Origin of the sequence: Streptomyces sp. NPDC088746 (assembly GCF_044751065.1) — a bacterium.
GTDB lineage: Bacteria > Actinomycetota > Actinomycetes > Streptomycetales > Streptomycetaceae > Streptomyces.
The window spans coordinates 545,105-564,913 of record NZ_JBIVLA010000006.1 but is presented as its reverse complement, the minus strand read 5'-3'; the positions used below and the strand labels follow the sequence as shown (position 1 = coordinate 564,913).

Annotated in this window: 17 protein-coding genes; 6 read left to right on the top strand and 11 right to left on the bottom strand. The window is 72.5% G+C overall.

The features are described from left to right. Positions 1–91 precede the first annotated feature (91 nt). Positions 92–943: a response regulator transcription factor gene (locus tag ACIP63_RS27505; RefSeq protein WP_401520698.1), complete on the top strand. Its 852-nt coding sequence runs from the start codon at positions 92–94 to the stop codon at positions 941–943. Positions 944–1,011: 68 nt separating this feature from the next. Here ACIP63_RS27505 and ACIP63_RS27500 read toward each other — a convergent pair whose 3' ends face one another. Next, positions 1,012–2,130 carry a winged helix DNA-binding domain-containing protein gene (locus ACIP63_RS27500; protein ID WP_401520696.1) on the bottom strand — a complete coding sequence of 373 codons (1,119 nt, stop codon included), beginning with the start codon at positions 2,128–2,130 and terminating at the stop codon, positions 1,012–1,014. Between the two features lie 106 nt (positions 2,131–2,236). Here ACIP63_RS27500 and ACIP63_RS27495 point away from each other — a divergent pair, with 106 nt between their 5' ends. Next, positions 2,237–3,106 (top strand): DMT family transporter, encoded by an 870-nt coding sequence (locus ACIP63_RS27495; RefSeq protein WP_401520693.1) that lies wholly within the window; start codon positions 2,237–2,239, stop codon positions 3,104–3,106. Between the two features lie 9 nt (positions 3,107–3,115). On the opposite strand, the gene ACIP63_RS27490 is transcribed toward ACIP63_RS27495, so the two are convergent. Next, positions 3,116–4,147, bottom strand: a complete 1,032-nt coding sequence (locus ACIP63_RS27490; RefSeq protein ID WP_401520691.1) for a glutathione S-transferase family protein — start codon at positions 4,145–4,147, stop codon at positions 3,116–3,118. Continuing rightward, positions 4,144–5,640 carry an MFS transporter gene (locus tag ACIP63_RS27485; protein WP_401520689.1) on the bottom strand — a complete coding sequence of 499 codons (1,497 nt, stop codon included), beginning with the start codon at positions 5,638–5,640 and terminating at the stop codon, positions 4,144–4,146. The genes ACIP63_RS27490 and ACIP63_RS27485 overlap by 4 nt, the downstream gene beginning before the upstream one ends. A gap of 129 nt (positions 5,641–5,769) precedes the next feature. Between ACIP63_RS27485 and ACIP63_RS27480 the strand changes: the two genes are divergently transcribed. Further along, positions 5,770–6,174, top strand: a complete 405-nt coding sequence (locus ACIP63_RS27480) for a VOC family protein (protein ID WP_401520688.1) — start codon at positions 5,770–5,772, stop codon at positions 6,172–6,174. On the opposite strand, the gene ACIP63_RS27475 is transcribed toward ACIP63_RS27480, so the two are convergent. From ACIP63_RS27475 to ACIP63_RS27445, 7 genes are all read right to left on the bottom strand, one after another. Beyond that, positions 6,171–7,220, bottom strand: a complete 1,050-nt coding sequence (locus ACIP63_RS27475; RefSeq protein ID WP_401520685.1) for an aldo/keto reductase — start codon at positions 7,218–7,220, stop codon at positions 6,171–6,173. The two genes, ACIP63_RS27480 and ACIP63_RS27475, sit on opposite strands and share 4 nt — an antisense overlap. Continuing rightward, positions 7,217–8,605 (bottom strand): LLM class flavin-dependent oxidoreductase, encoded by a 1,389-nt coding sequence (locus ACIP63_RS27470; RefSeq protein WP_401520684.1) that lies wholly within the window; start codon positions 8,603–8,605, stop codon positions 7,217–7,219. The genes ACIP63_RS27475 and ACIP63_RS27470 overlap by 4 nt, the downstream gene beginning before the upstream one ends. A gap of 21 nt (positions 8,606–8,626) precedes the next feature. Further along, on the bottom strand, positions 8,627–9,373 hold the full coding sequence (locus ACIP63_RS27465; protein WP_401520680.1) for an ABC transporter ATP-binding protein: 747 nt from the start codon (positions 9,371–9,373) through the stop codon (positions 8,627–8,629). Next, on the bottom strand, positions 9,349–10,233 hold the full coding sequence (locus ACIP63_RS27460) for an ABC transporter permease (RefSeq protein WP_401520677.1): 885 nt from the start codon (positions 10,231–10,233) through the stop codon (positions 9,349–9,351). The genes ACIP63_RS27465 and ACIP63_RS27460 overlap by 25 nt, the downstream gene beginning before the upstream one ends. After that, positions 10,230–11,294, bottom strand: a complete 1,065-nt coding sequence (locus tag ACIP63_RS27455) for an ABC transporter substrate-binding protein (RefSeq protein WP_401520674.1) — start codon at positions 11,292–11,294, stop codon at positions 10,230–10,232. The genes ACIP63_RS27460 and ACIP63_RS27455 overlap by 4 nt, the downstream gene beginning before the upstream one ends. Positions 11,295–11,307: 13 nt before the next feature. Next, the gene (locus tag ACIP63_RS27450; protein ID WP_401520671.1) at positions 11,308–11,865 is read right to left on the bottom strand and encodes a flavin reductase family protein; all 558 of its coding nucleotides are present in this window, start codon (positions 11,863–11,865) and stop codon (positions 11,308–11,310) included. A 352-nt stretch (positions 11,866–12,217) separates the two neighbouring features. Then, positions 12,218–13,480: an ROK family protein gene (locus tag ACIP63_RS27445; protein ID WP_401520668.1), complete on the bottom strand. Its 1,263-nt coding sequence runs from the start codon at positions 13,478–13,480 to the stop codon at positions 12,218–12,220. A gap of 414 nt (positions 13,481–13,894) precedes the next feature. Between ACIP63_RS27445 and ACIP63_RS27440 the strand changes: the two genes are divergently transcribed. From ACIP63_RS27440 to ACIP63_RS27430, 3 genes are all read left to right on the top strand, one after another. Continuing rightward, positions 13,895–15,097 carry a DUF1266 domain-containing protein gene (locus ACIP63_RS27440; protein ID WP_401520666.1) on the top strand — a complete coding sequence of 401 codons (1,203 nt, stop codon included), beginning with the start codon at positions 13,895–13,897 and terminating at the stop codon, positions 15,095–15,097. Then, complete coding sequence (locus tag ACIP63_RS27435) at positions 15,094–16,266, top strand: DUF1266 domain-containing protein (RefSeq protein WP_401520663.1); 1,173 nt, start codon at positions 15,094–15,096, stop codon at positions 16,264–16,266. The genes ACIP63_RS27440 and ACIP63_RS27435 overlap by 4 nt, the downstream gene beginning before the upstream one ends. A 126-nt stretch (positions 16,267–16,392) precedes the next feature. Further along, complete coding sequence (locus tag ACIP63_RS27430) at positions 16,393–18,807, top strand: endonuclease/exonuclease/phosphatase family protein (protein WP_401520660.1); 2,415 nt, start codon at positions 16,393–16,395, stop codon at positions 18,805–18,807. A 43-nt stretch (positions 18,808–18,850) separates the two neighbouring features. Here the strand turns inward: ACIP63_RS27430 and ACIP63_RS27425 are convergent, their stop codons facing one another. Continuing rightward, the gene (locus tag ACIP63_RS27425; RefSeq protein WP_401520658.1) at positions 18,851–19,804 is read right to left on the bottom strand and encodes an alpha/beta fold hydrolase; all 954 of its coding nucleotides are present in this window, start codon (positions 19,802–19,804) and stop codon (positions 18,851–18,853) included. Between the last annotated feature and the right edge of the window lie 5 nt (positions 19,805–19,809).

The window sequence follows — 19,809 nt, the reverse complement described above, 5'->3', positions numbered from 1 at the left end:
CCTTCGGCCGTAACATCATGTAAACAGTGACCCAGGTCTCACCACCCCCGGACGGGGGTGGTCCGACAGGGCTCCGACGGGACGGAGAGTCATGGGCGTGCCGGAACCGGGCGAAGCGACCGAGCTGCGGGCGGCCATGCTCAGACTGCGCAGGACGAGCGGGCTGCCCGTGGTCTTCGGCGGGCTGCTGTCCGACGCCCGCCACGCCCGGATCGCCGAGCTGAGCGGGGCGCAGACCCCCGCGCTGCGCGGGCTCGTCATCTCGGCGGGCAGCGGGCTCGGCGGAAAGGCGATCGCCCTGTCACGGCCGTGCGCGGTCACGGACTACCCGTCGGCGCGCCACATCAGCCACGAGTACGACGCGGTCGTCGCGGCGGAGGGACTGCGCTCCGTCGTCGCGGTGCCCGTCGTCGTACGCCGGACGGTGCGCGGTGTGCTGTACGGGGCGCTGCGCGAGCCGCTCACGCTCGGGGACCGTACGTTCGACGCGGCGGCGTCGGCGGCCCGCGACGTGGAGCAGGCCCTGGCCGTACGGGACGAGGTGCAGCGCCTGCTGGCCGCCACCCGGGAACAGATCGCCGATCCGGGCGTGGGTCCCGGCACCTGGGAGGACGTCCGCGAGGCTCATCGTGAGCTGCGCGCCCTCGCCCCGAAGATCGTGGACCCGGCGCTGCGCGGCGAACTGCTCGCCGTGTGCGGGCGGCTGGCGTCGGCGGCCGGGGCGGACCGGCCTCCGGCACCCGGGCGGACACGGCTGGCGCCCCGCGAGGTGGATGTGATCGCCTGCGTGGCGTCGGGTGCGACCAACGCGCTGGCGGCCGAGCGGCTGGGACTGCGGCCGGAGACCGTGAAGAGCTATCTGCGGTCCGCGATGCGGAAGCTGGGTGCGCACACCCGGCTGGAGGCGGTGGTGGCGGCCCGGCGCGCGGGGCTGCTGCCGTGAAGCCGGGCCGCGTCGGGCTGCCGCCGTGAGCCGGGCCGTGCGGAGCGGGAGGCTCAGTCCCCGAAGTCTCAGTCCCCGAAGTCGACGAAGGTGGCGAACCGGACGTCGTGGGCGGGCGCCGGGGACATCACTGTCAGCATCCCCACGGCCTCCTGGGTGATCTCCTCGCGGGTGGCCCGGTCGAGCGTGCCCAGGGCCTGCACCGTGACGGTCGCGGTGTCCCGGTTCTCGTCGAGCCGCCAGAGCGCGGTGAGGAAGCCGTCGGCCAGGACGGTCCCGTAGGCCTGGTTCCCCAACCCGTTGCGGCCCTTGTACGCGGGCGGGATCACCCGGGTCCGGTCGGCGTGGCCCAGCAGGATGTTGTCGAACTCGGGGAGGAAGCGGGGCGGGGCCGGGGTGTCGGGGCCGGGGCGCGGGGCGTCGGGCAGGTCGAAGAGTTCGACGCCGTTCTCGTCGCGGAAGGTGACGAGCCGGGGCCGCAGGCGTTCGAAGACCTCGCGCATCCGGGTGAGCCCGGCCCACGTCTGGAGGTCCTTCACCGAGGCCGGGCCGAAGGCCCCGAGGTAGCGCAGCACGGTCCCGTCGGGCGAGGCCGCCGGCTGCGGCGGGGTGCCGAGCCAGTGCTCGGCGGTCGTCAGGGCGACCTGCCCGCTGCGCCCCCACAGCCCGCGCGGGGTCACCTGGACCAGCGGCAGCCGGCAGCGGGCGGCGACCGCGAGTGCCCGGGGGTCGGCGTCCGGCCAGTGGAGGAGGAGCTCCTCCCGCAGTTCCTTCATGGTGCGGGGCCGTTCCTCGACGAGTTCCCTGGCGAGCGAGGAGAGCCGGTCCAGATCCACGCCCGTGAGCCCGCTGCGGAACATGTTCAGCTCCCGGTCGCGCGCCGGCTGGACCAGGGGGCGCAGCGTGAGGGCGTCCTCGGCGGTGTGGGTGTGGATGGTGGAGCGCAGGCTGACGATCCTGACGACCTCGCGGGACTCCATCAGCTCCGAGAGCGCGGCCGGGGTGAAGCCCTCCAGCCGGGAGTAGAGCTGGAAGTACGGCGGCCTGGTGTTCTGCGCCTGGAGGCCGACCAGGCGGCCGACCGCGTCCTTCACCGGCACGGCGGTGCGGCGGAGCAGCAACTGGCGGTCCATCGTCGCCCTGTTGAGCGCGCGGGTGGAGAGCACGGGAGCGTATCTGGCGGCCATGGCCCGCAGACTACGCGTGCCCTGTGGCGGCGGGCCCGGAACGGGCGACACTCGCACGGGTGCGGGGCACCGCTGCCCGGAGGGCGTCGGCCCTCATGATGGGGCGGTGATCAGCGTCCTGTTCGCCGTTCTGACCGCGCTCAGCAACGGCACCGCCTCGGTACTGCAGCGCCGCGCCGCCCTCGAGGTGCCCGACAGCGAGGCGATGCGCCTGTCCCTGTTCGGGCATCTGCTGCGGCAGAAGGTGTGGCTGGCCGGGATCGCTCTCGTGATCGTCGCCGCCGTCTGCCAGGCGGTGGCCCTGGCCACGGGCCCCATCGCCGTGGTCCAGCCGATCTTCGTGATCGAGCTGCCCGCGACGCTGGTGGTCGCCGGGTTCGTCATGCGGGTCGGGGTGCCGCGCCAGGTCTGGCTGGGGGTGGCCGCCGTGACCGTGGGCCTGGCCCTCGGCATGGCGGCCGCCGCGCCGGTCGGCGGCAGCGAATACGTGCAGGGGGCGGCCTGGATCCCGGCCCTGGTGGCCACCGCGGTCTTCGAGGCGGCGCTCATCGCCGCGGCGCTCGGTACGTCCGGCAACGCCCGGGCCGCGCTGCTGGGGCTGGCCGCCGCATGCGGGTACGCGCTCACCGCCGCGCTGATGAAGGACGCCATGTCGCGGCTGGACGCCGACGGCGTGGCCGGCCTGCTGACCGCCTGGCAGCTGTACGCCACCGCGGTGGCCGGCGTGGGCGCGCTGTTCCTCCTCCAGAACGCGCTCCAGGCCGGCTCACTGGTGGCGGTGCAGCCGATGCTGACGCTCGGGGACGCGCTGATCAGCATCTGCTACGGGGTGACCCTGTTCGGGGAGGAGCTGCGGACCGGGTGGTGGCTGCTGCCCCAGCTGATCGGGGTGGCCGCGATCACCTTCGGCTGTGTCGTCCTCGCCCGCTCCCCGCTGGCGACCGCGAAGCCGGCGCCGCCACCGCGCGTGAGCTGACGGGGGCGGTCAGGGCCGCCCTCGCGCCGGGACCTCCTCGCCCGGCGGCACAGGGCCGGGCGGGGTGCCGTCGCCGAACGGCCGGCCGCCCAGCTGCTCCCGGTGGTGCGGGGCCGTCCAGTCCGACAGGTCGGGGCCGAGCGGCACGATCCCGGTCGGGTTGATGCCGGTGTGCACCTGGTAGTAGTGCCGCTTGATGTGGTCGAAGTCGACGGTGTCCCCGAAGCCCGGGGTCTGGTAGAGGTCACGGACGTACGCCCACAGGACGGGGTCCTCGGCGAGCTTCGAGCGGTTGCACTTGAAGTGGCCGTGGTAGACGGCGTCGAAGCGCACCAGGGTGGTGAACAGCCGGATGTCGGCCTCGGTGATCGTGTCGCCGACCAGGTAGCGCTGCCCGGCGAGGCGTTCGGAGACCAGGTCCAGGCGGCGGAACACATCGACGTACGCCGCCTCGTACTCCCCCTGCCCGGCGGCGAACCCGGCGCGGTAGACGCCGTTGTTGACGTCCCGGTAGATGCCGTCCATCACCTCGTCGATCTCGCCGCGGAGCCGCTCCGGGTAGAGATCGGGGGCGCCGGGGCGGTGCAGGCCGGTCCATTCGGTGGCCAGGTCCAGGGTGATCTGCTGGTAGTCGTTGGTGACCAGGGCCCGGGTCGGTACGTCGACGATCGCGGGCACGCTGACCCCGCCCGGGTAGCCGCGCTCCCGTGCGTCGTAGGCCTCGCTCAGGTAGCCGATGCCGAGCACCGGGTCCTTGCCGCCCTCGTCGAGGGTGAAGCGCCAGCTGCGGTCGTCCTGGATGGGACCGGCGACGGCCAGGGAGAGGGCGCTCTCCAGACCCAGCAGCCGCCGTGAGACCAGGGCCCGGCTCGCCCAGGGACAGGCCCGGCTGACGACCAGGCGGTAACGCCCGGCCTCGACGGGCCAGCCGTCCCGGCCGTCGGCGGTGATACGGTCGGCGAAGTGGCTGCGGGAGCGCTTGAAGGGCTTGTGGCCGTACGAGGTGTTCCCGCCCTGCTCCCGGTCCTCGGTGCCGCTCATGGTGTTCTCCTCGTGGCATCGGTCGCGTCGGACGTCTGGTCACGTCTCCTTCCCCGTCTGCCCGCCGCGACATCGGCCAGTGCCACGATCAGCCCCGCGAGGACGAACGCGACCGAGACGAGGAGCCCGTGGTCGTAGGCCGCCGCCCAGTCGCCGTCGCCCAGCTGGGCGAAGAAGAGCGAGCCCACCGCGGCGATCCCGATGGACGAGCCGACACGCTGGCTGGTCTGGAGGGTGCCGCCGGCGCTGCCCCCGTTCTCCACCGGCACCTCGGAGAGGGTGAGGGTCTGGTTGGGCGCGATGACGAGTCCGCTGCCCAGGCCGGCCAGCAGCAGCGGGGCCGCCATCGCGAGCCCGGCGCCCCTCCCGGGCACCAGGTGCGCGGCCAGCGCGGTGAGCCCGAGTCCGACGGCCACCATGGTGAGGCCCACGACGATGAGGGGCCGGCCGAACCGGCCGACCAGCCGGCCGCCGATGCTCGCCGACGCGCCCGCGCCCAGGGCGAACGGGGTGATCGCGAGACCGGCCTCCAGTGCGCTGTAGTGCAGCCCGGACTGCAGGTAGAGCGTGCTGATGAAGAAGATCGAGGTGAAGCCCGCGAAGTACAGCAGGATCATCAGGCAGCCGAGCCAGAAGGACCGGAGCCGGAAGAGTGACAGGTTCAGCACCGGCTGGACGTTCCGTCGCGCGCAGCGGGACTCCCAGGCGACGAACGCCGCGAGGAGGACGACGGCCACCGGCACGAGCAGCCACTTGCCGTTGCCCGGCCACTGCTGGGCCTGGACGAACGGCAGCAGCAGGGCGAGCACCCCCGCCCCGAGCAGCAGGACTCCGACGGGGTCCAGGTCACGCGGACGCACCCGGCCTGCCGACGGGGTGTCGGGGAGCAGCTTCCGGGCGAGCAGGAGGCAGACGGCACCGATCGGCAGGTTGACGTAGAACACCCAGCGCCAGCCCTCCTGTGCTCCGGCCCCCTGGATCAGGAGGCCGCCCAGGAGCGGTCCGACGGCGGTGGAGATGCCGACCACGGTGCCGAACATGCCGAAGGCCCGGCCCCGCTCGCGGCCGGAGAACATCTGCTGGATCAGCGCGGAGATCTGCGGCGAGAGCAGCCCGCCCGCCGCGCCCTGGAGCAGCCGGGCGATGACCAGCCAGAGGCTGGACTGGGCGGCCCCGCAAGCGGCGGAGGCCAGGGTGAAGAGCGTCAGCCCCGCCATGAACACCGTGCGCCGCCCCCGTGCGTCGCCGAGGCGTCCGCCCGGGACGAGGACGAGGCCGAAGGCGAGCGCATAGCCGGACAGCACCCACTGGAGGTCGGACTCCGGGGTGTCGAGGCCCTCCTTGATGGACGGCAGCGCCACGTTGACGATGGAGACGTCGAGCAGCGTCATGAAGCCCGCCACCAGACAGACGGCGAGGGCACGCCAGCGACGGGGGTCGGAGGGGCCGGGGCCAGGCATGCCCGTGGGCCGGTGCTCCGTGCTCTCTGCCATGCCCCGCACCCTAGTTCGCGTCCGCCCGGTCGTCGTCCCGGGCGCGCCGTGGGGCGGTGCGGTGAGCCCCCGTCAGCCCCGGGGGTGCCGGTGCGGCTTGCCCGGCCCCATCGGGGGTAGCCGTGGGGCATGACTGTCGGGAAAACGAGCGTTCTGGTCCTGGACTGCGGCGAGCCGGTCGAGCTCGCGGACTTCTATGCGAACCTCCTCGGCGCGGAGACGCGGATCGGGAGCGATCCCGACTTCGTCGAGATCGTCGGCAACACCGGTGTGCACCTGGCCGTCCGCCGTGACCACGGCTACGCGCCGCCGAGCTGGCCGCGCCCGGAGGACTCCCAGCAGGCGCATCTGCGCATCCTGGTGGACCCGGGTGACATGGACGAGGCCGAGCGCGAGGCGATAGGCCTCGGCGCCCGGCCCGTGGACACGGGGGACAGCAACAGCGGCCCCCGTGATGTCCGCGTCTACAACGATCCGGCCGGGCACTCGTTCTCCCTGGCCGTGTATCCGGCCCGTCAGCCGGAGAACCGCTAGGCGGTCACCCCCCGGTCCGTGCGGCGGCGCAGCGCGGGGTCGGTGAGTGACGGCGGGGTGTAACCGGTGTCGCGTGCCGAGAGGTTGGTGCCGGGCGGGACGATCTCGTCGATCCGGTCGAGGACGTCCCGGCTCAGCCTCACCTTGTCCGCGCCCAGCTGGCTGTCCAGTTGTTCGAAGGTACGCGGGCCGATGATGGCCGACGTGACGGCCGGGTGTTCGAGCACGAAGGCCAGGGCGAGCTGTACGAGGGTGAGTCCGGCCTCCTCGGCGAGCCGGGCCAGGGCTTCGGCGGCGGCCAGTTTGGCCGCGTTCTCCGGTGCGGAGACGTCGAAGCGTGCCGCCTGGCGGTCGGCGCGGCTGGACGCGGGCTGCTCGGCGCCCGTGCGGTACCGGCCGGAGAGCCAGCCGCCGGCCAGCGGGCTCCAGGACAGCACCCCCAGCCCGTAGCGCTGGACGACCGGCAGGACCTCGCGTTCGACGCCCCGTGCCAGCAGGGAGTACGGCGGCTGTTCGGCGACCACGCGTTCGCGGCCCCTGCGCTCGGCGAGCCACTGGCCCTCGACGATCGCGGACGGCTCGAAGGTCGACGTGCCGATGTAGCGGATCTTGCCCTGGTGGACCAGGTCGGAGAGCGCGCCGAGGGTCTCGTCGAAGTCGGTGTCCGGTTCGGGGCGGTGCACCTGGTAGAGGTCGATCCAGTCGGTGCCGAGCCTGCGGAGGCTGTTCTCGACCTCGCGGATGATCCATCGGCGGCTGTTGCCCCGCTCGTTCGGGTCGTCACCGAGGCTTCCGTGGAATTTGGTCGCCAGCACCACGTCGTCGCGCCGGCCGCCGGCGAGGGCCTTGCCGACGATGGTCTCCGACTCGCCCGCGGAGTAGACGTCGGCGGTGTCGACGAAGTTGATGCCCGAGTCCAGCGCGTGGTGGATGATCCGGATGCTGTCGTCGTGGTCGGGGTTGCCGCGGGCGCCGAACATCATGGTGCCGAGGGCCAGCGGGCTGACCTTCACGCCGGTACGCCCGAGGGTGCGGTACTCCGTCATCCCGCGTTCACCCCGACGAGTCCGGCGAGGCCGATGCCGGTGTGGCCCGCATCGGTGTCGACGGTGTCGAACAGCCGGTTGGCCGGCCTCGGCAGGCCGTAGTGCTCCCGCAGGGTGGCTCCGGTGTACTCGGTGCGGAAGAGGCCCCGCTCCTGGAGGATCGGGACGACCCGGTCCACGAAGACCTCCAGCCCGGAGGGGAGTACGGCGGGCATGATGTTGAAGCCGTCGGCCGCCCCGCTGTCGTACCAGTGCTCGATGGTGTCGGCGACCTGCTCGGCCGTTCCGGCGAAGGTACGGTGTCCGCGCCCGCCGCCGAGCCGCCCGATGAGCTGTCGCACCGTCAGCCTCTCGCGCCTGGCGAGCTCCACCACCAGGGTGTAGCGGCTCTTGGCGCCCTCGATCTCGTCCTCGTCGGGAAGGTTCTCGGGAAGCTCCCGGTCGAGGTGCAGCTCGGCCGGGTCGAGCTTCAGCGTCCTGGCGAGCTGGCGCTTGGCGTACTCGGGGACGATGAGCCGGTCGAGTTCGGCGTCCAGTTCCAGTGCCTCGGCCTCGGTGTCGCCGATGACGGGGACGATGCCGGGCAGGATCTTGATGCCGTCGGGATTGCGGCCCAGCGCCTCGGCGCGCTGCTTGACGTCCTTGTAGAAGGCGATGCCCTCCTCCAGGGTCTGCTGCGCGGTGAACACCGCCTCGGCATAACGGGCCGCGAAGTCCTTGCCGTCCTCGCTGGACCCCGCCTGCACGAGCAGCGGGTAGCCCTGGGGCGGCCGTTGCACGTTGAGGGGGCCGTCGACCCGGAAGAACTCTCCGGTGTGAGCGATGGCGCGGACCCGGTCGGCCAGCGCGTGGACGCCGGCCTCCTTGTCGGCCACGACGGCGTCGTCCGCCCAGCTGTCCCAGAGCTTCGTGGACACCTCGACGAACTCCGCGGCGCGCCGGTAGCGGTCGTGGTGCAGGGGCGTGTCGTCGAGGCCGAAGTTGCGGGCCGCGTCGGCACCGGCGGTGGTGACGATGTTCCAGCCTGCCCGGCCGCCGGAGACGTGGTCGAGCGAGGCGAACCGGCGGGCCAGGTTGTACGGCTCGTTGTAGCTGGTGGAGGCGGTGGCGATCAGTCCGATGCGCTCGGTGACGCCGGCGAGCGCGGTGAGCAGCACGGTGGGTTCCAGCTTGGCGGCGGGCCGCCGGCCGGGGTCGCCCATGAGGACGGGTCCGTCGGCGAGGAACAGGGAGTCCAGGAGCCCGCGTTCGGCGATGCGGGCCAGGGTCTTGTAGTGCTCCAGGTCCGAGTCGGCCTCGGCGTGGCTCTCGGGGAGCCGCCAGGACGCCTCGTGGTGGCCGGTGGACATCAGGAAGGCGTTCAGATGGAGCTGCTTGCGCGGCATGGGTGTCTTCTCCTCGGAGGATCAGTGCGTGATCGGGGGCTGTGCCACGCCGAGGGCGGCGAGCAGGGTGTCTCGGTACTCCTGGAAGCGGGGTTCGCGGCGGGAGCGTGGGGACGGCAGGTCGATCCTGAGATCGACGGAGATGAGGCCGTCCTCCAGGACGAGGACACGGTCGGCCAGCTCCACGGCCTCGTCGACGTCGTGGGTGACCAGCAGCACCGCGGGGCGGTGGCGTTCGTACAGCTCGCGCAGCAGGTCGTGCATCTTGATCCGGGTCAGTGCGTCGAGGGCGCCGAACGGCTCGTCCGCGAGGAGGAGTTCGGGTTCGCGTACGAGGGCGCGGGCCAGGGCGGCGCGCTGCTGTTCGCCGCCGGACAGCTCATGGGGCCAGGAACCGTCACGGCCCTCCAGGCCCACCTCGGCGAGCGCCGTCAGACCTCGCTCGCGGGTCCCGGGGCCGCGCAGTCCGAGGACGACGTTGTCGAGCACCCGCAGCCAGGGCAGCAGCCGGGAGTCCTGGAAGGACAGCGAGACCCTGTCGGGTACGGAGAGTTCACCGGACCCCTCCACGGTGTGGTCGAGGCGGGCGAGGGCCCGCAGCAAGGTGGACTTACCGGAGCCGCTGCGGCCGAGGAGCGCGGTGAACTCCCCCTGGGCCACGGTCAGATCGAGCTTCTGGAGGACGTCCCGGTCACCGAACCGCCGCACCAGCCCGGAGGTGCGGATCGCGGGCCTGGTCTCCGTCAGCCCGCCAGTGTGCGTCGCCATGACAGGACCTTCCTTTCGACTGCGCGTACCGCCGCGTCCGAGGCGAACCCGAAGATCCCGTAGGCCACCAGGCCCACGATGATCACGTCGGACTGGGCGTACTGCTGGGCCTGGAACATCATGTAGCCGATGCCGCTGGTGGCGTTGATCTGCTCGACCACGATGAGGCCGAGCCAGGACGAGGTGACGCCGAGCCGCAGGCCGACGAAGAGGCCGGGCAGCGAGCCGGGCACGACGACCTTGCGGATGAACGTCGCACGGCTCAGGTCGAGCCCCTCGGCGAGTTCGACGTACCTGCTGTCGATGCCGGTCAGCGAGGCGTACGTGTTGATGTACATGTTCACCGCGACGCCGAGAGCGATCACGGTGACCTTCATCTGCTCGCCGATGCCGAGCCAGAGGATCAGCAGCGGGAGCATCGCCAGGGACGGGATGGCCCGCTTGATCTGGAGCGGGCCGTCCAGCAGGTACTCACCGGTGCGGCTCAGCCCCGCCGCCACGGCCAGGATCACACCGGCCGACACCCCGAAGAACAGGCCGAGACCGGCGCGCTGGAGCGAGATGAGGACGTTGTCCTGGAGACGGCCCGTGGTGACCAGGTCGACGGCGGTGGCGAACACCGTGCCCGGCGAGGACAGGATCCGCGGGTCGAGATAGCCGGACGCCGAGGCCGCCCACCACGCGAGCACGAGCAGCGCGGGGCCGGTCAGCCGTCCGAAGGGCAGCGCCCGGCCGGGGCCGAGACGCCGGCGGGTGCCCCGGGAGACATGTGCCGTCCCCCCGCCGACCGGTGGTCGGGCCGGCTGCGGCTCCGCCGTCTCCGTGCCGGTCGTCCGCGCTTTCGCCAGCAGGTCGGTCATGACCCCTCCCGGTACTCGGCGGCGACGGCGTCGGCCGCCAGCCTTTCGAATCGGCGGTCGAAGAGCTCGGAGGCCTTCTGCTCCGGCACGAAGCCCCCCTCGGCCAGCAGATCGGCGGTCTTCTGCTCCCAGTCGACGGCCTCGTCCCAGCTGACCGGGAACTGCGGCTTCCGATGGGAGTCGACGATGCGCCGGCCGTCCTCCTTCGACACGCCCTGGTCCTTCACGTAGTACGTGTCGATCCACTCGTCCTTGTTCTCCCAGGCCCACACCTGACCGCGCGCCCACAGCGGTACGAAGCTGCGCACGGCCTTCGCCTTCTCCGGGTCGTTGAGGACCTCGTTGGGAGCCCAGAGCACGGTCAGCAGGTCGACGACCTTCGTCTTCACCCCGCGGGCGCCGTCCTTGCCGTACTGGTCGAGATACTTCGTCAGGGTCGGCTCACCCAGCGGGGCCACATCGACCTGCGCGGACTGGAGGGCGGTGAGGAACTGGGTGCTGGGCAGGTCGACCAGTTCGACGTCGGAGTTCTTCAGTCCCGCCTCCTCGAGCGCTCGCAGGACGACGACGCCCTGGGCCTGGCCCTGGGAGAACCCGATCTTCCTCCCCCGGAAGTCCTCGGCCCTGGTGATGGACGAGCCGGGGGCCGTCGCGAAGGTGTAGAGCGGGTGACGGCGGACCTGCACGGCGACGATTTTCGCCTGGACACCGATGGCGTGCGCCTGGATCGGCGGAATTCCCGCATTGGTGGCCAGGTCGATCGATTTGGCGCGGAATCCCTGAATGACATCGGGTCCGGCGGAGAGGTTCGGCCACTCGGCGACGGTGAAGGGCAGTTCCCCGGCCAGCCCCGCCGGGCCCAGTTGTAGCTGGGTCGTACGGGCGGCGATCCTCAGTTTCGTCCCGGAGGCCGGATCTCCGGACGGAAGGGCGCCGGCGGGTTCCGCGTCGGCGACGGATTTCACCTGCGGAGAGCAGGCGGCGAGGCTCAGTACGCTGCCTCCCGCGAGAGCGAGGAATGACCTCCGGGCCAGGGCCCGCCTGTTGTCGTGGCGTGTCATCGTGAATTCCTGATCACTGGTCGGGCACGGGGCGGATGGAGTGGTAGGAGCCGTCGTGGAAGAGCAGCGGGCTTCGCCCCTCGTCCAGCCAGGACTCCTCGACCCCGGCGACGACGATGCGGTGGTCGCCGGCCGGGACGATGCTCCGGACGGTGAGCCGCAGCCAGCCGGTCACCCCGTCGAGCACGGGTTCCCCGCCGGGCAGCCGGCGCCAGCGGGTCGGGGCGGCGAACCGGTCGACGCCGCTGGTGGCGAACGTGGTGGCCAGCTGCTGCTGTTCGGCTCCGAGGAAGTTCACCACCGCCGTCGAGGCCCGCTCGATGTGCGGCCAGGACGAGGTGGAGGTGCCGATCCCGAAGGAGACCAGCGGCGGGTCCAGGGACAGCGAGCTGAGCGAGGTGGCGGTGAATCCCACCGGCCCGCCTCCGGCGTCGGCGGTGACGACGACGACGCCCGCCGGATACCTGCGGAAAGCCTGTTTGAAGCGCTCCGGCGCGATACCGGGGGCGGCTGGGGTCGTGGCGGGTTCGGAGGGGCGGACGGCGGCGTACGAGGACACGGTGACGGTCAATGTCTCTCCCCGGTCGGAAATCGGAAATGGGAATGCGGGCATGCGGAATCGCACGAGGGCGCTGCGGGAACACGCGAAGGCGTACGGGCGTGAGTACTTTCGGGCGGAAGGGGAATCACGCAGGGATGCGGACCGCCCGGAATTCAGCTGGGGGTTGTCGGTTTCCCGTTCAGGGGCGACAACAGGAGCGCCGGGCGTATTCGCTCGACGGCGCGGCCGCGCGGCAGGAGCGTGCCGTTGTCGGCGCTTCCTCCGAATTCCGCTGTCGGCTGGTCATGAATCCATCTTTCCCGTCGGGGTGGGGCCGGGTCAACAATGCAACGTTCTGAATTAAAGCGGGTACCGGCGGAGTTCAGGACACCGCGGGCAGCGCGGGCCAGGAACCCAGCGGGTCGGTGTAGAGCGCGCCCAGAGCCACCGCGCCGCCCGCCGTGGCGAGCACCGATCCGGTGAAGCTGCTGGGCACCACGGCCCGTTCGGGGTCGTCGCAGACCCAGGAGCGCAGGCCCACCTCCTCGCGGAGGTCGGCGAGGCACTCGGGCAGCCTGCCCGATCCTGGCTCGACCACCACCAGGCACTCCGGGTCGAACATGTCGAGGAGCAGCGCGGCGGCCCTGCCCACCAGCCGGGCGCGGCGGCGGAACAGCGCCACGGCGCGCGGCTCCCCGGCCATGGCATGGTCCAGCAGCTCCTGGAAGGTGCTGACGTAGAGGCTCTGTGCGGCGGCGCGGCGGATCATGGCCCGTTCGGACACCTCGGACTGCAGGCATCCGGTACGCCCGCAGCTACAGGACTCAGCGTCGCCCGATCCGCCCGATCCGCCCGATCCCAGGGGGAGATGGGCCACGCTGCCGGCGCCGGAGCGGGGCCCCCGGTGCAGCTCACCGGCGGTGGCGAAGGCGGCGTCGACGACCGCGCCGATGAAGAGCAGCACCGTGCTCCGCCGGGTCGAGACCTCGCCGAACATCTGCTCCGCACGCGCCAACGCCCGTGAGTGGCTGTCCACATGGACCGGAAGGCCGGTGGCAGCGGACAGGATCTCGCGTACGGGAACGGCGCGCCAGCCGAGGTGCGGATGCTCCACGACGACTCCGGCGGCGGGGTCAACCCGGTGTCCGGTGGCGAAGCCCAGCGCGAGCACCTCCCGGCCGGCGGCGTGAGCCGCCGTCAGCAGCGGAAGCCGGGCGGCCAGGTCGTCGAGGATGCGGCGCGGGTCGGTGTCGAGGTGCGGCCTGCGGTCCTCGGCCACGACCCGGCCACGCAGGTCCATCAGGGAGACCGTCGAGTGGGCGACCGCGATGTGGGCCCCGGCCACCAGGAAGCGGGAGGTGTCGATCTCCAGGGGCACATGAGGGCGCCCCAGCCCGCGCGGTCCGGTCGTCTCGGCGCTCTCGCGGACCAGACCGCGGGAGAGGAGCTGCGCCACGTGGCCCGTCACCGAGGCGGGTGAGAGGCCGGTGAGCCGGGCGACGGTGGAGCGGGCCACCGGGCCGTGGTCGAGGATCGCGCCCAGCACGGATCCCGTGCCGGAGGCACGGCGGGCGGGTCCGGACGAGGGGATCTCGGAGCGGCGCGGGGGCCGGGGCAGGCGGGTGGGCGCAGGCAGACGTGTCACAGGTCTTCCAGGTCCTCGATGGCAGCGGGCGTGGAGGTGAGCGCCCCGGAGCGGGGGCCTCCTGACGGAACCCGGCGGCATCGAGCCGGCCGGCGTCCCGCTGAGCCTTGACGGGGCGTCCCGCGCGTGGCCGGGGAGGAGGCGGATCCTCCAGGGGCGCGTGGACTACGGGGTGTTCAGCCCCGGTGACACGCCGCGGAGCACACGCGCTTCAGGTCGACATGACCTCGCGTCGTCAGGTGTGCGGATCGCTGCATGTCACGCAACGTATCGGGAACGCCGTGAGGCGGTCAAACACCTGACCGCATGGTGGACTCCCGCCCGGCCCGGCCGACTTCCGTCCTCCGTACGCGGCTTCGCGGGGCATCGCAGGTCGCCGAGCCGGCCGTCGGACGCGTTCCGTAGAATCCGACCGTGACGACGGGGACAGGGACGACGGGGGCGCCGGCGCCGGGAAGCACCGTTTCCGGGGCGGGCTGGGCCCCGCCGACGGAGACGGAACGACTGCTCCACGAGGCCGCGTCGGCCGGCGACCGGGGCGCGCTGCCGGCCGCGCTGTCCCGGAGCAGGCTGTTCGTACGCGTCGCCAGGCTGCACGCGGACACCCCCGGCTTCACTCCCCCGCTCCCCACGCAGCCCGACCCCTCGACGCAGGGCCGCATGTGTGTGGCGGTGCTGACCTCCGGCGTGCTGCCTCCCTGGCACCCCGACTGGGTGTTCGAGGCGACCGCTCTCGACGACCTCGCGCGCCGCTGGCCGAACGGCGTGAAGTGGCTGGTGGTCAATCCGGGCACGCCGTACGCCGTCACCCTGGAGGCCGGGCCGGGTCGCCGCCGGGCGTGGCTGAAGGCCCACGCGCGGTCCGGCGGGCCCCAGGCGGGCCGGTTGTTGACCCACCGGGCCGGCCCGCTGCACGGGCCGGTGGCGCACGGCCTCGCCCTCGGCGCCCATCTCGCCGTGCACAACGGTCTCGTCTGGAACGACCTGGGCGCCGCCTACGAGGGGTACGGGACGGATCGCGCCCGGCTGCGTCATCCCTGGAGGGTGCTGGACCGCGCCGGCTACCACGGGACACTCGACGCACTGCTGTCCACCCGGCTCGTGGGCCGTACGTACGAGTCGGTGCTCGGGATCCGTCGCACCCTCGCCGGGCGGCTGGGGCACACCCCCACCGCTCCGGAGTGGTCCGCCGCGCTCACCGACGCCCTGGCGCGCCGTCGGTCCTCCCCCTCGGAGTCGGCCGAGGCCCATGAGGCGCTGCGGCTGGCCGTCACGTACGAGGACCGGTTCCGTGCGGACGGCGCCCTCGGCCCCGGCGAACGGGTGGACACCCTGGCCGCCTTCGACTACGGGCGGGCGGTCAACGTCGTACGGCTCGCGCTGGGTGCCCGCCTCTGCGATCCGCACGAGGCCGAGCAGGCCGTGCTGCGGATCGGCGCGCTGGCCAGGCAGGCCTACGGCTCCTGGGCGCAGTTCTCCCTCGGCTACTCGCTGACCCGCGTGATGCACTTCGACGAGGACGATCCGTCCGGGGTGAAGTACGAGCAGTCACTCGCCCAGCACCGCGTCCTGACCCAGGACCCCGACAGCCCCTACCGGAACATCGCCTGGTCATGAATCAACTGCCCCCCTACCCCGGCCAGGGTGCCCCCTGGGCTCCGCCGTCCGTGACGGAGCACCTCCTGCACGAGGCGGGAGCACGCGGTGACGCGGAGGCCCAACTCCGCGTGCTGGCGGGCGAGGAGCTGTTCATCGCCGCGCCGAAGGCCGAGGTCGACGCCGCTCCCGACATGATCACGTGGCGCTCGCACCGGGACGAGGCCGGACGGAGCTGCCGGCCGGTGCTCACCCGGGGGATGCTGCCGCCGTGGCACCCGGAGTGGGTGTTCCACGCCGTCTCCCTCAAGTGGATCGCGGAGTTCGGCTGGCGGGACCCGAAGCAGTTGCTGGCCGTCAATCCGGGCACACCGGCGGGGATGTACTTCCCGGCCACACCCCCGCACCGCGCGATGTGGCTGCGCTACCACGCGGAGAACGACCGCTCCCGGTCCGACCGGCTGATCGCGCTGCGCCACGGGGCGCTCCACGGCCCACTGGCCTACGGGCTGGCCTGCGGGGCGCATCTGGCGGTCGGCAACGGCGTGCCCTGGAACGAGGTCGGCAGCGTCTACCACGAGTACACCTGCGAGCGGGAACTGCTCCGCGACTCCTGGGGCATCACCGAACCGACGGGCTGGCGCAAGCAGTTGGACATCCTGCTGGACGCGCACAACAGTCCGCCCGAACCCGACTTCGTACTGCGCGTGCGTGAACAGCTCGCGGCGGGGCTCGGTGAGCAGCCCTCCGCGGAGCTGTGGCGGGAGACGGCCGCCGGGCACGCCCAGGACATCGGGGTCGGCCACGACACGGTCAGCGACATCGAGGCACTGGTACGGCGCATCCTGAGGTACGAGGCCAGGTTCCGCGCCGACGGGCTGCTGCCGCCGGACGGCCGGGTCGGCACGACGGTCGCCTACGACTACGGGCGCGCCGTGAACCTGGCCAGGTGGGGGCTGTCCGCCCGTTTCTGCTTCCCGCACGAGGCGGAGCAGGCCGTCGTGTACGCCGGTGCGCTGAGCAAGTCGGCCTACCGGTCCTGGGAGGACTTCTCCGCGGGATACGCCCTGGGCCGCGTCCTGCGGTTCGACGGCGAGGACTACGGCAGGTACTACACGAGCAATGTCACGGCGCACCGTCTGCTGACGGAGAGCGAGGGCAGCCCGTGGCGGAACATCCCCTGGCGCTGAACCCGTACCGCCGCCCCGGGCGGTGAAGGACCGTGATGACGCCCGGAATTAACCTCCGGTCTCTTGCCACGGCCGTTCTACGCGCATAGTTTTTGGCCCCTCACTACACAACTGGGGGCAGTTCCCGTGCACATAGCCAGACCCGGCTCCGCCCTGCTGGCCGCCGCCGTCGCCGTGACCCTCTCGGTGACCGCGCTGCCCGCCGCCTTCGCGGCACCGTCGTCGTCGGCCGTCATCTCCGAGGTGTACGGCGGCGGGGGCAACTCCGGCGCGACGCTCACCCGTGACTACATCGAGCTGGCCAACGCCGGCGGGGCCTCCTTCACGCTGTCCGGCTTCAGCGTCCAGTACCTCCCGGGGGCGCCCTCCGCCGGATCGCTGTGGCAGGTCTCCGCGCTGTCCGGCGCCGTCGCGCCCGGCGGCCGCTACCTCGTCGCGCAGGCCGCGGGCACCGGCGGCACGGTGGCCCTGCCCGCTCCCGACGCGACCGGCACGACTCCCATGTCCGCGGCCAGCGGCACCGTCGCGCTCGTCTCCGGCACCACCCCGCTGACCTGCAAGACCGCGGCGGACTGCGCCGCCGACACCCGGATCGTCGACCTCGTCGGCTACGGCTCCGCGGTCGTGCGCGAGGGCGGCGGCCCGGTGGCGGGTGCCTCCGCGACCACCTCCGTGGCGCGCGGTACGTCCCTCGCGGACACCGACGACAACGCGGCCGACCTGACCGCCGGCGCCCCGACGCCGGTCAACGCGGCCGGTGAGACCGCCGGCGGCTCCGGACCGGGCGAGCCCGGCGGGCCGACCGAGCCCGGCACGGTGCGGGTGCACGACATCCAGGGCACGACCCGGCTCTCCCCGCTCGCCGGGCAGCCGGTCTCCGGCGTCCCGGGCGTCGTCACCGGTGTCCGGACCACGGGTTCCTGCGGCTTCTGGATCCAGGACACGGCACCGGACGGCGACTCCCGTACGAGCGAGGGCCTGTTCGTCTACACCGGATCCTCGGCCCCCGCCGTCGCCGTCGGTGACTCGGTGCTGGTCAGCGGCAAGGTCGCGGAGTACTACCCGGCCACGGGCGCCCAGTCGCTCACCCAGATCACCGCCCCGCTGACCACGGTCCTGTCCTCGGGCAACCCCCTGCCGGAGGCGGTCGTCCTCGACGCCTCCTCGGTGCCGGACGCCTATGTGCCGACGGCCGGCGGCGGTTCGATCGAGGCCCTCTCCCTCGACCCGGCGGCCTACGCCCTGGACCTGTACGAGTCGCTCGAGGGCGCACGCGTCACGATGGCGGACACCCGCGTGACCGGCGCGACGACCGCGTACGACGAGGTCTGGGTGACGGTGAAGCCGCAGGAGAACCCCACCCGGCGCGGCGGCACGCTGTACGCCTCGTACGAGGACCAGAACACCGGCCGCCTCAAGGTGATGTCGCTGGACGCCGCGCGGCCCGTCCCGGTCGCGGACGTGGGCGACGTGCTGTCCGGCTCCACCACGGGCGTCGTCGACTACGCGTCGTACGGCGGCTACAACGTGCAGGCCACCGAGCTGGGCACGCTGAAGGACAACGGCCTGAAGCGCGAGGTGACGCGCAAGCAGAAGCGCAAGGAGCTCGCCGTCGCCACGTACAACGTGGAGAACCTCGACGCGGCCGACGACCAGGCGAAGTTCGACACGCTCGCCCAGGGCGTGGCGGTCAGCCTCTCGGCCCCGGACATCGTGTCGCTGGAGGAGATCCAGGACGACAACGGTGCGGTGAACGACGGCACCGTGGGCTCCGAGGCGACGCTGAAGCGCTTCACGGACGCGATCCTCGCGGCGGGCGGCCCCCGCTACGCCTGGCGCTATGTGACGCCCGCCGACGGCCAGGACGGCGGGGAGCCCGGTGGCAACATCCGCAACGTCTTCCTCTTCAACCCCGACCGGGTCGACTTCGTGGACCGCCCCGGCGGCGACGCGACCACCGCCGTGAAGGCGGTGAAGACCAAGAAGGGCGCCACGCTCTCGGTCTCACCCGGCCGGATCAACCCGACGAGCACGGCCTGGGACAGCAGCCGCAAGCCGCTGGTGGGCGAGTTCCGCTTCCGTGGCGAGCCGGTCTTCGTCATCGCCAACCACTTCGCGTCCAAGGGCGGCGACCAGTCCCTGCACGGCCGCTACCAGGAGCCGGTGCGCAGCTCGGAGACGCAGCGCGTGCGGCAGGCGGCGGAGGTCAACACCTTCGTGACCTCACTGCTGAAGGCGGACGGGTCGGCGAGGGTCGTCACGCTCGGCGACCTGAACGACTTCGCCTTCTCCCCCACGATGACGGCGCTCACCGGTGGCAAGGTGCTCAAGCCGCTCATCACGACGCTGCCCGCGGGCGAGCAGTACAGCTACGTCTACGACGGCAACTCGCAGACGCTGGACCACATCCTGACCAGCCCCGCGATCCGCCGCTTCGACTACGACGTGGTGCACATCAACGCTGAGTTCGCCGACCAGGCGAGCGACCACGACCCGCAGATCGTGCGGATCGACGTGAAGGGCCAGGGTCACCGGCACTGACCCACCCCGGTGGCGGCCCCGTGCGGGCCGCCACCACGGGGGCTCACCGCGGTGCGTACGAACCGGGCTCCGGAGGAGGTACGGGTGCGGACTCCGCCGGTACGGCCTCGCCGGCCCGTGCCTGGTGCGGGAGCCGGGCCGTCACCGGTTCGAGCGGCTGGTCCGTGAAGAACCGGGTCACCAGCGCGGCGACCTCGTCGGACCGCTCCAGCACGACCCAGTGGTCGGATTCCGGGAGGGTGAGGAAGCGGCTCCCCTCGATGGTCCCGGCGAACTCCCGCTGGAGCGCCGGCGAGGTCACCGTGTCGTGCTCCCCGGCGAAGACCAGCGCCGGCACGCCCGACAGTCCGCCGGAGAAGTCCGGCCGGTCCCCCAGCGCCCGCCGCAACGAGTCGGCGGCGTGCTCCGAGTGGGCGAGCGCGTGCAGGAAGGAGCGCCGCACATAACGCCGGGCGAGCTCCCTGCGGTGCACGGGGCGCTCCGGGTCCAGGCACATCAGCCCGTCGGCGGCCAGCGTCGCGAAGCCCTCCACGTCCCCTTCGGCCAGGGCCTGCGTCGCCCGCTGCCAGTGGATCCGCCGGTCCTCACCGATGTGGGTGGGAACGCCGCCGAGCACCAGCCGGGCGATGCGCCCCGGAGCGTGCCGTGCGCAGCCGAAGGCGATGGCGGCGCCGTAGGAGAAGCCGAAGAGGTTGATCCGGGAGGCGCCCAGATCGTCGATGATCCCGGTGACCGCCGCGCGCAGGACCGGGGCGCTGGGGCCGGGCGGCAGGGGGTCGGCGGAGCCCATGCCCGGCAGGTCGGCCGTCACCACGTCGGCCACCGGGCCCAGGTGGTCGTCCATCTGCGGCCAGCCGAACATGCCCTGCAGCGCCCCGCCGATCACGAGGACCGGTTCGGTGGCACGGGCTCCGCCCGCGGCGGGATCACGGGGCAGGAGACGATAGCCGTAACGCAGTCCGTCCACGGTGAGGGACCGGATGATCTCCTCGGGCATGGTGC